The organism is Micromonospora sp. WMMA1998 (assembly GCF_027497375.1).
GTDB lineage: Bacteria > Actinomycetota > Actinomycetes > Mycobacteriales > Micromonosporaceae > Micromonospora > Micromonospora sediminicola.
Genome location: NZ_CP114911.1, coordinates 2,806,189 through 2,818,722 on the forward strand (window position 1 = coordinate 2,806,189; position 12,534 = coordinate 2,818,722).

Annotated in this window: 12 protein-coding genes and 2 pseudogenes; 8 read left to right on the forward strand and 6 right to left on the reverse strand. The window is 74.2% G+C overall.

The genetic code is table 11. The features are described from left to right. Positions 1 to 153 precede the first annotated feature (153 nt). Positions 154 to 1,515: a dipeptidase gene (locus O7600_RS12410; protein WP_281593732.1), complete on the reverse strand. Its 1,362-nt coding sequence runs from the start codon at positions 1,513 to 1,515 to the stop codon at positions 154 to 156. After that, positions 1,490 to 2,190 (reverse strand): annotated as a pseudogene (locus O7600_RS12415) (hypothetical protein); the annotation flags it as partial. The gene O7600_RS12410 and the pseudogene O7600_RS12415, both read right to left, overlap by 26 nt. A 111-nt stretch (positions 2,191 to 2,301) precedes the next feature. Between O7600_RS12415 and O7600_RS12420 the strand changes: the two are divergent. After that, the gene (locus O7600_RS12420; protein ID WP_281594139.1) at positions 2,302 to 2,703 is read left to right on the forward strand and encodes a rhodanese-like domain-containing protein; all 402 of its coding nucleotides are present in this window, start codon (positions 2,302 to 2,304) and stop codon (positions 2,701 to 2,703) included. A 28-nt stretch (positions 2,704 to 2,731) separates the two neighbouring features. Here the strand turns inward: O7600_RS12420 and O7600_RS12425 are convergent, their stop codons facing one another. The 3 genes and pseudogenes from O7600_RS12425 to O7600_RS12435 form a co-directional block, all read right to left on the reverse strand. Next, positions 2,732 to 4,282: a cobyric acid synthase gene (locus tag O7600_RS12425; RefSeq protein WP_281593734.1), complete on the reverse strand. Its 1,551-nt coding sequence runs from the start codon at positions 4,280 to 4,282 to the stop codon at positions 2,732 to 2,734. Positions 4,283 to 4,431: 149 nt separating this feature from the next. After that, positions 4,432 to 5,385: pseudogene (locus O7600_RS12430) on the reverse strand (cobalamin biosynthesis protein); the annotation flags it as partial. A 111-nt stretch (positions 5,386 to 5,496) separates the two neighbouring features. Beyond that, complete coding sequence (locus tag O7600_RS12435; protein WP_281593735.1) at positions 5,497 to 6,288, reverse strand: single-stranded DNA-binding protein; 792 nt, start codon at positions 6,286 to 6,288, stop codon at positions 5,497 to 5,499. Positions 6,289 to 6,367: 79 nt separating this feature from the next. Here O7600_RS12435 and O7600_RS12440 point away from each other — a divergent pair, with 79 nt between their 5' ends. The 5 genes from O7600_RS12440 to O7600_RS12460 are packed head-to-tail and all read left to right on the forward strand — an operon-like array spanning position 6,368 to position 9,720. Continuing rightward, positions 6,368 to 6,994, forward strand: coding sequence for a helix-turn-helix domain-containing protein (locus O7600_RS12440; RefSeq protein WP_281593736.1), 627 nt, complete (start codon positions 6,368 to 6,370; stop codon positions 6,992 to 6,994). Beyond that, positions 6,991 to 7,155, forward strand: coding sequence for a hypothetical protein (locus O7600_RS12445; RefSeq protein ID WP_281593737.1), 165 nt, complete (start codon positions 6,991 to 6,993; stop codon positions 7,153 to 7,155). Before O7600_RS12440 ends, O7600_RS12445 begins: the two co-directional genes overlap by 4 nt. Beyond that, positions 7,152 to 7,286 (forward strand): hypothetical protein, encoded by a 135-nt coding sequence (locus O7600_RS12450; RefSeq protein WP_281593738.1) that lies wholly within the window; start codon positions 7,152 to 7,154, stop codon positions 7,284 to 7,286. The genes O7600_RS12445 and O7600_RS12450 overlap by 4 nt, the downstream gene beginning before the upstream one ends. Continuing rightward, positions 7,283 to 7,984 (forward strand): DUF2637 domain-containing protein, encoded by a 702-nt coding sequence (locus tag O7600_RS12455; RefSeq protein WP_281593739.1) that lies wholly within the window; start codon positions 7,283 to 7,285, stop codon positions 7,982 to 7,984. The genes O7600_RS12450 and O7600_RS12455 overlap by 4 nt, the downstream gene beginning before the upstream one ends. Then, a complete protein-coding gene (locus tag O7600_RS12460) occupies positions 7,981 to 9,720 on the forward strand; it encodes a type IV secretory system conjugative DNA transfer family protein (protein ID WP_281593740.1) in 1,740 nt (579 codons plus the stop codon). The genes O7600_RS12455 and O7600_RS12460 overlap by 4 nt, the downstream gene beginning before the upstream one ends. Before the next feature lie 60 nt (positions 9,721 to 9,780). Here O7600_RS12460 and O7600_RS12465 read toward each other — a convergent pair whose 3' ends face one another. After that, positions 9,781 to 10,365 carry a hypothetical protein gene (locus O7600_RS12465; RefSeq protein ID WP_281593741.1) on the reverse strand — a complete coding sequence of 195 codons (585 nt, stop codon included), beginning with the start codon at positions 10,363 to 10,365 and terminating at the stop codon, positions 9,781 to 9,783. A 787-nt stretch (positions 10,366 to 11,152) separates the two neighbouring features. On the opposite strand from O7600_RS12465, the gene O7600_RS12470 reads away from it, so the two are divergent. Together O7600_RS12470 and O7600_RS12475 are read left to right on the forward strand one after the other, a co-directional pair. Continuing rightward, positions 11,153 to 11,326, forward strand: a complete 174-nt coding sequence (locus O7600_RS12470; protein ID WP_281593742.1) for a DUF2116 family Zn-ribbon domain-containing protein — start codon at positions 11,153 to 11,155, stop codon at positions 11,324 to 11,326. Between the two features lie 59 nt (positions 11,327 to 11,385). After that, entirely contained in the window at positions 11,386 to 12,330 is a 945-nt protein-coding gene (locus O7600_RS12475; protein ID WP_281593743.1) for a hypothetical protein, read from the forward strand. Positions 12,331 to 12,534 lie beyond the last annotated feature (204 nt).

Genomic DNA, 12,534 nt, shown 5'->3' on the forward strand with positions numbered 1-12,534 from the left:
TTCGACACCGGGCGCGTCGTCGACGGGGCGAGAGGCCGGCCAGGAGCGATATACCTCAGCGGCATAATCATGACTCACCGGTATATCGCTCCCACCACCTCAACGCCACTGCGGCCGTCACTCGACGTGACGACGCTGTCCGGGCAGGCCGGGTCAGGCGCGGCCCGCCTCGGCCACCTTGGCCAGCAGCAACGCCTCGGCCAGGCAGACCCGGGCGAACTCGCCCAGATGCAGGCTCTCGTTCGGCCCGTGCGCCCGGGCGTGCGGGTCCTCCACGCCGGTCACCAGGATCGCCGCCCGCGGGAACATCTCCTGGAACGTGGCGATGAACGGGATCGAGCCACCCACCCCGATGTCCACCGGGTCGGTGCCGTCCCAGGCCCCCCGGAACGCCGCCCGGGCCGCGTCGAACATCGGGCCGGTCGCGTCGATGACACACGGCGAGCCGTCGTGCTCGAACGTGACCGTCACCCGCGCGCCCCACGGCGCGTGCCGCTCCAGGTGGGCGGTCAGCGCCGCGTACGCCTTCTTCGGGTCGTCGCCGGGCGCCAGCCGTACGCTCAGCTTGGCCTTGGCGGACGGCACCAGCGCGTTCGGGGCCTCGCCGGTGGACGGCGCGTCGACGCCCAGGATCGCCAGCGCCGGCTTGGTCCAGAGCCGGTCGGTGATCCGGCCGGTGCCGAACAGCTTCGCGCCGTCGACCAGGCCGGCCTCGGCCCGGAACCGGTCCTCCGGGTAGTCGACGCTGGCGCCCTCGCGGGCGGCCAGACCCTCCACCGCCACGTCACCGGCGTCGTCGTGCAGCGTGCCGAGCAGCTTCACCAGCGCGGTGAGCGCGTCCGGCACGGCCCCGCCGAACATGCCGCTGTGCACCGCGTGCTCCAGCGTGCGCACCTCCACGAAGCAGTTCACGATGCCGCGCAGCGACGTGGTCAGCGCCGGCACCCCGATGTCCCAGTTGGCGGAGTCGGCGATCACGATGACGTCGGAGGTCAGCTCGTCGCGGTGCTCGGCGAGCAGCCGCTCCAGCGAGTCCGAGCCGTACTCCTCCTCGCCCTCGATGAAGAGCACCACGCCGACCGGGAGCCGGTCACCGAACGCGCGCAGCGCGGCGACGTGCGCCATGATGCCCGCCTTGTCGTCGGCGGCGCCCCGGCCGTAGAGGCGACCGTCGCGCTCCACCGGCTCGAACGGGTCGGACTCCCACAGCGACAGGTCGCCGACCGGCTGCACGTCGTGGTGCGCGTAGAGCAGCACGGTGGGCGCGCCGGGCGGGGCCGCCCTCGTCCCGATCACCGCCGGCTGGCCGCCCGACCGGACGATCCGGGTGTCAAGACCGCAGCCGCGCAGCAGCTCCGCCACCGCCTCGGCGGAACGCTCCACGTGCGAGTGGTCGAAGCCCTCGAAGGCGATGCCCGGGATGCGGACGAGGCGTTCGAGGTCGGCACGGACGCCGGGCAGTTCGCGCTCGACGGCGGCCCGCACCTCGGACTCGGAGATGATCGGTGAGGTCATGACCGGAATCGTATGCCGGCCTTACCCGAGCGCGGTGTCCGAGCCCGGTCGCCGGCCGAACCGCACGTAGTAGCGGTCCGGGTCGTGCGGCACCGCCGGCGCGCCGTCGACGACCAGGTCCACCGCCGCCACCGTGCCGTCGGCGGCGAAGTGCGCCCGCTCCCCCGCGTGCCAGCGCCGAAGCTCGGGCAGGACCTGCGCGCCGTCGCGGGCCAGCGCGCGGGACAGCCGCAGCTCGGCCGGCGCGGTGACCAGCACCGACAGGGTCAGCTCGGGGCGCACCAGGGCGCGGGCGGCGCTCACCCCCTCCACGATCAGCACCGGCGCGGCCGGCACCGCCGTCACCCGGTCCAGGAAGCGGCGGCGGACCCAGCTGTACCGCCGGTAGCCGCCCGAACGCCCGGCCCGCACCGGCCCGAGCACCCACTCCTCCAGCCGGGTCCAGAAGGTGAGCTGGTCGTCCCAGCCGTCGAGCAGGTCGTCGGTGCGCACCAGCGGCGGCCGGTCCCCGCCGGCCCGCGCCGCGAGGGCGTCCGCGAGGCGCGTCGCGAACACGCTCTTGCCCGCGCCGCTCGGCCCGTCGACCGCCACGAGGCGGGTACGCCCCAACCGCGCCGGCCCGGCCAGCACCCGCCCGGCCAGACCGGCGTACGCCTCGACCACCGCCACGTTCACCCGACCGACGCTAACGTTCCCCCGTCCGCTGGATCCTGCGACCCGGGCGGGCCCGTTCACCGGGCGGCGTGACGGCACCCTGGGCATGATCGGGGGGTGCTCCATGACGTGATGTGTCCGGGCGTCGACGCCCTCCTGGAACAGGCCCGCGCCGGTCTCCGCCGGCTCACTCCGCACGAGACCGTCGAGGCGGTCCGCGGCGGCGCGCTGCTCATCGACACGCGTACCGAGGCGCAGCGCCGCGAGGAGGGTGAGCTGCCCGGCGCGATCGTCATCGACCGCACCGTGCTGGAGTGGCGGCTCGACCCGGCCAGCGCCTGGCGCATCCCGGAGGCGACCGGGTACGACCGCGAGATCGTGGTGGTCTGCCGGGAGGGCTACAGCTCCAGCCTGGCCGCGGCCAGCCTGCAGACGCTGGGCCTGCGGCAGGCGACCGACATGGTCGGCGGGGTGCAGGGCTGGCGGGAGGCCGGGCTGCCGATGTCCGACCGGCCGGCCGACGTGCGCCACTGAGTCGCGCCGACCGGTCCGCGCCGGAACCCTACGGTCGCCGTGCCTCCGGCGCGCCGGGTGGCACGAACGGCAGGCCCGGCGGGGGGCCGGACTCGATCAGCCGCCAGAGCGCGTCCGTGTCGAGGTGCTCCTCGACCAGGTCGCCGAGCAGGTCCAGCGTCCGCTCCCGAGCGGCGGCGAACGAGGTGTCCGGCGCGACCTTGAAGCCGGTCCGCCCGGCCGCCTCGGCCACCTCGGTGAGGAAGCGGCGGCGGAACGCGTCGGACTCGAACGTGCCGTGCCAGTGGGTGCCGTACACCGCGCCGAGCCGGGCGCCCTCGCCGGTGCCGTCGGCGTGGCGCAGCAGCGGCGGCAGCCCCGGGTCGGCGGCCGAGACCCGCCCGTGGTGGATCTCGTAGCCGTGCACCGGCACGTCCCCGGCGGTGGTGCCGACCGCGCGGCGCACCGTCTTGCGCTCGTCGAAGGTGATCTCGACGGGAAGCAGCCCGAGGCCGGGGACGGTGCCCCGGCGGCTCTCCACCGGGTCGTGGACGACCCGGGCCAGCATCTGGAAGCCGCCGCAGATGCCGAGCAGCGGCCGGTTGGCGGCGGCGTGCGCGCGGACGGCGTCGGCCAGGCCGGTCTCGCGCAGCCAGGCCAGGTCGGCGACGGTGGACTTGGAGCCCGGGAGCACCACCAGGTCGGCGGCGGCCAACTCGGCCGGCTCCACGGTCAGCCGGACCCGCACGCCCGGCTCGGTGGCGAGCGCCTCGACGTCGGTGGCGTTGCTGATCCGGGGCAGTCGGACCACCGCCACGTCCAGCCATTCGGTGCCCCGCGGCGCCGCCGGCCGGCCGAGCACCCGGCCGTAGGCCAGTGAGTCCTCCGCGTCGAGCCACAGGTCGAGCGCCCAGGGCAGCACCCCGTACGTGGGACGGCCGGTGACCTGGCGCAGCATGTCGAGCCCGGGTCGGAGCAACCCGAGGTCGCCCCGGAACTTGTTGATCACGAAGCCGGCGACCAGCGCCTGGTCGGCGGCGTCGAGCAGCGCGACCGTGCCGAACATCGACGCGAAGACCCCGCCCCGGTCGATGTCGCCGACCACGACCGTGGGCAGGCCGGCCTGCCGGGCCAGGCCCAGGTTGACGTAGTCGCCCGCGCGCAGGTTGATCTCGGCCGGGCTGCCGGCGCCCTCGCAGATCACCACGTCGTACTCGGACCGCAGTTCGGCCAGCGCCGCGTACGCCGTGGCGGCCAGCCGGGGCCGCAGCGTGTGGAAGTTGCCGGCGGTGACCGTGTCGACCGCCTCGCCGAGCAGCACCACCTGGCTGGCGTGGTCGCTGCCCGGCTTGAGCAGCACCGGGTTGAAGCGCAGGTCGGGGGCGAGCCCGCAGGCGGCGGCCTGCATCGCCTGGGCCCGGCCCAGTTCGCCGCCCCGGCCGTCCGGGCCGACCACCACCGCCGAGTTGTTGGACATGTTCTGCGCCTTGAACGGGGCCACCCGGACGCCCCGGCGGCGCAGCCAGCGGCAGATGCCGGCGGTGACCACGCTCTTGCCGGCGTCCGAGGTGGTGCCGGCGACCAGCAGACCGCCGCTCACCGCCCGCTCCCCCGCCACCCGCCACGCGCGCCGCCGCCGCCCACCGGGGCCGAGCCGGCGGGGACGCGGCCGGAGGTGGCACCGGCCGAGTCGGCGGCCGCCCGGCCGGAGGTGGCTCGCCCGGCGGCGGCGCGCAGGAGCGCGCGCGCCGCGGCGCGGCCGGTGGCGCCGGCCAGCCGGCCGACGGTCACCGGGTAGAGCGCGGCCAGGCCGAGCGCGGCCACCCCGACCGCGCCGGAGATGCGGGCGGCCCGTTTCAGGTGCCGCGCCTCCGGGCGGGGGCCGTCGCCGAGGAACGGCCGCGTCTCGGAGCGACCGAAGTAGACGTTGCGCCCGCCAAGCCGGACGCCGAGCGCGCCCGCCATGGCCGCCTCGCACTGGCCCGCGTTCGGGCTGGGGTGGTCGGCCCGGTCCCGCCGCCAGACGTGCCAGGCGGCGGCGCGGTCGCCGTGCGCCACCGGGGCGACGGCCACTGTGAGCAGCCCGGTCAGGCGGGACGGCACGAGGTTGAGCAGGTCGTCCAGGCGGGCGGCCGGGGTGCCGAAGCGCGCGTGGCGGGGCGAGCGGTGGCCGACCATGGCGTCGAGCGTGTTCGCCGCCCGGTAGCCGAGCAGGCCGGGCAGCCCGGCGACCGCGCCCCACACCAGCGGCGCGACCACCGCGTCGGAGGTGTTCTCGGCGACCGACTCGACGGTGGCCCGGGCCAGCTCGGGCTCGTCGAGGGCGGACGGGTCGCGGCCGCAGAGGTGACCGAGGCGGGCCCGCGCGGCGGGCAGGTCGGCCCGGCGCAGCGCCCGCGCCATCACCCGGGACTCGTGCCGCAGCGTGCGCCCGCCCAGCACCGTCCAGGTGCCGGCGGCGACCAGCGCGGCCCGGGCGGCCGGATGCCGGCGGGTGGCCAGCGTGGCGGCGGCGCCGAGCAGCACCGGCGCGCCGACCGCGAGCGCGGTGAACGCGGCGCCGGCCGACCGGTCGGGGCGGTAGAGCCGGCGCTCCAGCGCGCCTGCCGCCCGGCCGAAGCCGGCCACCGGATGCCAGCGACGCGGGTCGCCGAGCAGCGCGTCGAGCGCGTAGCCCGCCACCAGCCCGGTCGCGTTCGCCATGGCGGTCGCCTGCCGCACCCGTCACCACCTCCGGCCGGCCAGCCTAGCCGTACCGCGGGGTGGCCACGTCGCCGTCGCCACCCCGCGCCCCCGTTCGCACGGCCCGGACACTCAGGCGGGCACCGGGGTCCGCCGCCGTCCGCGACGACCCGGGGCGGGCCCGACGCCGCCCGCGCCACCCGCGCTCCCGTCACCCGGCCCGGGTTCGCCCGGCTCGTCACCGCCCGCGCGGTCGGTCTCCGGCAGGTCGACCTCGGCCAACTCGTCGTCCCCGACCTCGACCGGCTCGTCGCCGTCGTCGGCCGCCAACTCGTCGGGCTCGCCCGCGTCCAGGCCGGTGGGCCAGGCGTCCCCGTCGGGGACCACGCCGCCGAACCGACCGTCCCCGGCGCCCGGCCGGCCCTCGCCGGGGCCGAGCCCGCCGTGGGCGCCGCCCACGCCGTCGAGCCCGCCGACCGCGTCGGGGCGGGCGTCGAACGGGTGGGCCTCGCCGGCCCGCTCGATCCGGCCGGTGAGACCGACCCGCGCCGCCCCGAACTCCGGCGGCGGGAAGTCGTCGTCGAACGGCCGGCGGTCGAACGTGGCCGGGGCCTGCGCGTCGGGCACCGGCTCGGTCGCCTCGCCGTGCACCCGCTGCTCCGCCTCCGCGTCCTCGACCGAACTGGTGGCGGCGCGGGGCTGGTTGCGCAGGAAGCGGGCCCGCCCCCGGGACAGGTCGTGCCCGACCGCGACCGCCTCCAGCTCGTAGAGCGTGCGGTGGGTGCCGGCCTCGTCGGTCCAGTCACGGGTGTAGAGACGGCCGGCGACGATCACCGGGTCGCCGACCGCCACCGACGCGGCCACTCCCTCGGCCAGCCGGCGCCAGCAGTTGACCCGTACGCAGGTCTTGAGTGATTCCCACACGAGGCCCGCCCACAGACGAAGACAGCCCCGGGCAGCGCGCCAACGCTGGCCCCGGGGCCTAGCCGGGAGGTACCCCGACATGACCCACGACTCTACTCAGCCCCGCACCCTCGGCGGTGCCCAGGCCGTTAAGGCGGCCCTGCTCGCGTCGAAGGATCTTCGCCCGAGTGAGCGGCTGGTTTTGGTGGCTATTGCCGCGCACAGCAACTACGACACGGGCGAGGCGTTCCCGTCCGTCGCCACGATCGCCGAGCACGCGGGCGTCTCGCCGCGCACGGTTCACCGCGTACTCGCGAAGCTCGTGCAGCTCGGCCGCCTCGTCGTGCGCAAGGTCGCCGGCATCGCGTCGAACGTCTACCGGGTCGTGCTCGACGCTGTGACGCCGCAGGCCGAACGCTCTGCCATTTCGGCGAGTGACTCTGCCAATCCGGCCGCCGGGTCTGCCACGGAGAGCGGGACCGTGGCACACGAAGTTCCCGAAGGGCAATCGAAGATGAAGGGCCGCGCTGGCGCGCGGGACTGGCGGCAGTGGCTCAAGAGCAAGAACCCCAACCCCAACCCGCAGCGACCGCCGTACGGGTACCCCGAGCGCCGAGGCGCTGCTCTGCCGCCGCCTCGTGACGCTGAGCGGTGCCCGCGCCATATCGGGCAGACCGCCTCGCACTGCGCGCCCTGCCGCTCTGAGCGCCTCGGCGGTGCGCGATGACCTCGACCGCCGCCTACGCCCTCGCCGCCGTGCTGCTGGTCGGGCCTGCCGTGCTGCTCGCCCCGTTCGCCCTCGCCCGCCTCTCTGCTGAGCAGCACGCCGACCGCACCGCCGCCGCCATCGCCGCCGCCCGCACCGCCCGTAAGGAGATCGCCAAGTGACCGCCCCCGCCGCCTGCCAGATCACGGAGGCGTGGCCGTGGCTTGTCTGCCACACGCATGAGACCGAGCAGCTCGTCGACGACGCCGCCGACACCGCCGACACCCTGCCCGCCTGCGAGGTGACCCGATGAACCCGACCGCCTTTGCTGCTCGCGCCTCGGCGGCCCTCGTCGCCCTCGTCGCCGGTTACTCGTCGTTCTCTCACATCGCGCACGTCGCCCTCAGGTACGGCGAGCGCCGGGAGGTCGCCTACGCTCTGCCGTTCGCCATCGACGGGCTGCTGATCGTCGCGACGACGGCGATGCTCGACGACAAGCGCAACGGGCGCCGCGTCCGCTGGTCGGCACGTGTCGCGTTCGCGTTCGGCGTCACGGCGTCGCTCGCCGCCAACGTCGCCAGTGCCGCGCCGTCGGCGGGCGCGCGTGTCGTCGCCGCCGTGCCCGCCGTGGCGCTGCTGCTCGCCGTCGAGGTGTTGTCGCGTGTCGGTCGCCCCGCCGACGAGGTCGCCGAGGTCGCCGACCTGACGCCCGAGCGTGTCGTCGCCGAGGTGACGCCCGCCCCGGTCGCCGTGTCGCCCGCCCTCGCCGTCGCCGCTGCTCGCCCGTCGCCTGCTCGTGTCGTCGCGCAGGTGACGCCCTCGGCCCGCGACAAGGCGACGCCCCGCCCGTCGCGCCAGTCGAGCGCCGACGCCATCCGCGACGCCGCCGCCAAGCCGGGCGCGACGCCCGCGAGTGTCGCCGCCGCCCTGGGCGTCAGCGTCCGCACCGCTCAGCGTCACTGGCCCCGTGTCGCCGTCGCGACGCCGACGCTCGCGGGGGTGACGGCATGACCGACCTCGAGCGTGTCGTGCGTCGCCTGCGCCGCCGTCACACCGTCGCCCGTGTCGCCTACCGGTACGTGTCGGGCCGCCCGCTCGACGGGCGCGCCGGCTACCCGTACCGACGGCGCGGCGCGGGCCGCCTCGCAGGCTGGCAACGGCAGGCCGTGCGCCTGGGCGTGCCCGCCGTCGGCGTGCTCGCCGCAGTGCAGCCCGAGCAGACCGGGGCGACCCTCGGCACCGTCGCCGCCGTGGGCGTCTATCGGGCGCGGCGTCGCCTCGTCGCCCGCCGCTTTCACCGCGAGTACGTCGCCCCGACGCTCGCCGCCCTCGCGCCCGCCCTCGGGCTGTCGACGGGCGTGCGTCTGCACGTCGACCCGACCCTCGGCAACCTCACGCCCCGCCTCGCGAAGCCGCTCAGCCCCGCCGAGATCGCCGTGCGAGCGTGGTACGGCGAGCACGTCGAGCCCGTCGTGCGTTGGCTGCCTGAGCGTGCTCAGCGCGCCGCGTGGGCGATGCAGCGTGCCGCCCGGCCCGTGACGTCGCGCCTCGCAGTGTTCCGCCGGCCGGGCGCCGAAGAGGTCGGGCCGCGTATCGAGCTGACCGCCGACACGCCCTATCTGACGAAGGAGCAGCGCGCGCTCGTCTCGTCGATCATCTCGGCGAAGATCCCCGTAGCCGACCTCATCGAGACCTGGGCGCAGGTCGGTCCGCGGGTAACCGCAACGTGGACAGTGCGTAAGCGCCCACCCGCTCGCGTCGGCGCCGCCCAGGTGCGCGAGCAGCTCGCCCGCCTCGCCGAGGATGAGTTTTTCCTCGGCCTGGGCGCGGGCGACCGCCCGGTCACGATCTCGCTTCGCGACGACTCGCCGCACATCGCCGTATCGGCGGGAACGGGCGCGGGTAAGAGCGTGCTCGCCGAGCTGCTCGCGGTGCAGGTGCTCGCCCGTGGCGGGCGGGTCGTGATCCTCGACCGCAAGGGCTCGCACCGCTGGGCGCTTAACCTCGCAGGCGTCGACTACTGCACCCGCGCCGAGCAGATGCACGAGGCCCTCGTGCGACTCGCGGCCCTCGCCGACGAGCGGAACACCCTCGCGCTGCACGAGGCCGACGATTGGGATTGCGGGCCGCGCGTGCTCGTGATCTGCGAAGAGTTGAACGCCACCATCGGGCAACTCGTCAACTTCTGGGTGACCGCCCGCAGCAAGGGCGAGCCGAAGCGCAGCCCGGCCGTCGCCGCCCTCGCCGACCTGCTCTTCATGGGCCGCAGCGCGAAAGTGAACGTGCTCGCCGTCGCACAGATGCTCACCGCCCGCGCCATCGGCGGCCCTGAGGCCCGCGAGAATTTCGGCGTGCGGCTGCTCGCCCGGTACACCGTCAACGCTTGGAAGATGCTTGCGCCCGAGGCCGCCGTGCCGAGGCCCTCGCGACACCTCGGCCGATGGCAGCTCGTCATCGGCGGGCAAGCAACCGAGGTGCAGGTCGCATACCTCACGACCGCCGAGGCCCGCGCCCTCGCTTGTCCCCGGTCACCGGAGACAACGCAGGTAGAGCCGCTATCAAGCCCTAGCGGGGACTTCCTCACCCTGCGAGAGGCCGCCGAGGCGGGCGTGCTGCCCTGGACCTACGGCGCGGCGAAGAAACGCCTACAGCGCAACGTGGGGACCGTGCCGACGCCGCGAGGCAAGCGAGGCACCGCCGACCTGTACGCGAGGGCCGACCTCAACGTCTGGGCGGGCAGCGCCTAGAGGCCCGACGAGGGATAGCCCTTCTCAGTTCTGCGGGGTCTCCCTCACCGCGACCCAAACTTAAGAATGCGATCTGCCCGGGTTGCGAGATGTGCGTTCAAGCCGCCCGTCGGCATGTCGGATCCATTCACGCCGGGCTGCGTCCTTGAAGTACACGCTCACCTTAAACGCGATATCGGCATTACCGTACGAGCGTGGCTTCAGGAGGCTCGGGTCAGCACGGAACTTGTAAGTCGAGCCGGGGGGAATTCCGGGATGATTCTGCGCGTCATCTCTGAACTCTGAGTCATCAGGTCCATGTACCGTCTCACGTTGAAACCAGATTATGACGTCAGTGATTGGGAGGTCGGAAGCATTGCGGACCACCGCCAGCGGTTCCCAGCGCTGAGCGGTTCCTCGCTCGCCTGTCATGAATCCCAAGTCGACGTCGTGGTCGGTCTTCGCTTCCGTGTCCTGTTCCATCCAAATGACGACTCGGGCCGCCTGCTCCTGCTCTACCGCTTTGGAGCGCTCCTCGTCGCGCTCTCTCTCTACCAAATAGAGGCGCTCAGCGGTTCGGGCGGCGCGGTACGCGAAATATAGGGCAACCGCTGTAGTGCCCGCCTGCACCCAGCCCGGAAAGTCGCCGAGGTCGATTGAGGTCACTCCTCGACGGTAGAGGTTCCAGTCAAATTCGGGCGCGCCAGCGCTGTGCCTCCCGCCCGCTGCATCGTCGCCTGATGAACACTTCCGGGCCGCCCGGCCGACTTGAGAGGTGCCCGCCTACCTGAGAGGGGCTGCGCCCGATGGACGACGCCGCCGACCCACCAGATACCGAGCCCGCGTGAGGCGGGCCGCCGAGCACGACCGAGAGCGCCTCGTCGAGCAGCCCGCAAGGGTTGCCCGGCGGGGCGCTTTTCGCGTTTCCGGGCGCGGCGTCGAGCTGCGCGGCGTCGAGCTGCGCGGCGTCGAGCTGCGCGACCTGGGCGAGGTGCCCGCCGTGACCGCGAGGGGTGACCGCCGGCGGCACTGTGCGTGCATGCGCGGGCGAGGCCGCCGGGCGAGGCGGGCGTCGCCCTGAGCACGCCGAGAGCAGCGCGGGCGAGGGCCGAGCAGCTCTCAGCTAGTGAAGGAATGACGTAACACCCCTTAGAAACGTCACTCTTATATACCTCCTCCTTTTTCTTCTCCTCCTCCTCCTTAAGGGTTAATACCGTAGTGACGCTTCCAACGCCTGTTACGCCATTCCTTCACTAGCCCTCGGGCCTCGCCCAGGCCGCCGCCGGCCGCGCCTCGCCGCCGCTGCCCGCGAGTGGTGAACACCCATGCCGACTTGGGTTATGAGGGCGTGCGCCCGCGTCATCAGTATCAGGCCGACTTGTCTTATGAGGGGCGATGCGCCCTCGCCCCTTTTTTCGTCTCATCCCGTGCGCTCGCACGAAAGGAGTAACGCGTGTCCCGTTGTGTGCACTGCGGTGCAGAGCTGCCCGCCGAGGCGCAGATCAATCGGCGCTTTTGCGATGACCGTTGCCGCTCGGCGTTCCGCCACGCGCAGACCCGTCGCCGAATCGCCGAGCTGGCCGCCGAGCTGGCCCGCCTGCGCGCTGCCCGCGAGGTGACCGAGTGAACCCAGAGCCCCCACCAAGCGGGGCGGCGCGAGAGGCTCTCGCTGCCGCCGTCGCCCCGATGTTCGCGAGCCTGCCCGATCGCGAGCGACCAACCTACGACCGCGTCTCGCACCGCCACCTCGAGCCGCTGCTCGCCCGTGAGGTCGCCGCCGCGCTCGCCCCGATGTTCGCCTCGCGTGACTACGTGCAGCACCTCGAGCACGACCGCCGCCTCGTCGCTCGCGTCGACCGCGCCGCCGCCACCGCGCAGCACCTCACGCGCGAGCGCGTCGCCGAGGCCGTGTCGACCGTGCTGCGGCACTTCCCCGACGCGCCCGCGACCGCCTCGCACTCAACCCGCCGCGCGGTCGCCCATACCCGCCTACTTGCCGAGCGTGGCGCGGCGTCGCCCTACGTGCGACGTATCGCCGCCGAGATCGCCGACCGGTTGCCATACCTCGCCGACCTCGACCCGCAGCCCGTGCTCATGCGGGCGGGCACCGCCTCGTCGACCGTGTCGCCTGAGGCCCGCGCCGAGCAGCGCCGCGAGTACATGCGAGAGCACAGTCGGGCCGCCCGTGCCGCAGAGCGCGAGGGCCGCCGTGCCGACATGATGCGGGCCGCCGCATGGCTGACCGCATGGCGCGAGCAGATCGGCCCCGGCGCCCACCCTGCCCCGGCCGTTCACCGCGCCTACCTCGCTGCCGCCGAGCGGGCCGGCATGACGCCGGTCGGCAAAAAGCAGCTCTTTCAACTCGCCGACGAGGTCTTCGGCCCGCGCAAGCGACGGGCCACCGGCCCCGTTTGGGTCGTGCCTCAGGAGGTCAAGACCTTGAACGTCGAGCAGCGCCGCGACTTGGCCGCCCTGATTGTCGACCGCCTAACCGCCGAATGGCGCGAGGCCGCTCTCGACGGTCTCGCCGACCTCGCCGCCGAGCGCCGGACCGAGCAGGCCGTGCCCGACGTCGAGCGTCGCGCCCTGGTCGTCGACCTCGCCTCGCGGCGCGCCCTGAGGGCCGCCTGAGCGCCTCTCTGCGCCCTATCGAGTTGTCCCTCGGCCGGAACCTGGGCGGTCGCTGGTCGAGGGCTCAGCGCAGCCCTGAGGGCGCGCTCGCCGTGGCCGAGAGGTGCGTGCGTCTGGGTCATTCGCACGCCCTCTCGGCCCGGTTTAAACACCGACCGCCTGCCGCCCCATAAGGCGACCTCGCCGCAGCCCGGCGCAGGTCGT

What these genes read in the sequence shown, in the direction of transcription:
- O7600_RS12410 (WP_281593732.1), bottom strand. Translation starts at nt 1,515, where the DNA reads ATGACCTCACCGATCATCTCCGAGTCCGAGGTGCGGGCCGCCGTCGAG.
- O7600_RS12420 (WP_281594139.1), top strand. Translation starts at nt 2,302, where the DNA reads ATGTGTCCGGGCGTCGACGCCCTCCTGGAACAGGCCCGCGCCGGTCTC.
- O7600_RS12440 (WP_281593736.1), top strand. Translation starts at nt 6,368, where the DNA reads ATGACCCACGACTCTACTCAGCCCCGCACCCTCGGCGGTGCCCAGGCC.
- O7600_RS12445 (WP_281593737.1), top strand. Translation starts at nt 6,991, where the DNA reads ATGACCTCGACCGCCGCCTACGCCCTCGCCGCCGTGCTGCTGGTCGGG.
- O7600_RS12455 (WP_281593739.1), top strand. Translation starts at nt 7,283, where the DNA reads ATGAACCCGACCGCCTTTGCTGCTCGCGCCTCGGCGGCCCTCGTCGCC.
- O7600_RS12460 (WP_281593740.1), top strand. Translation starts at nt 7,981, where the DNA reads ATGACCGACCTCGAGCGTGTCGTGCGTCGCCTGCGCCGCCGTCACACC.
- O7600_RS12475 (WP_281593743.1), top strand. Translation starts at nt 11,386, where the DNA reads ATGTTCGCGAGCCTGCCCGATCGCGAGCGACCAACCTACGACCGCGTC.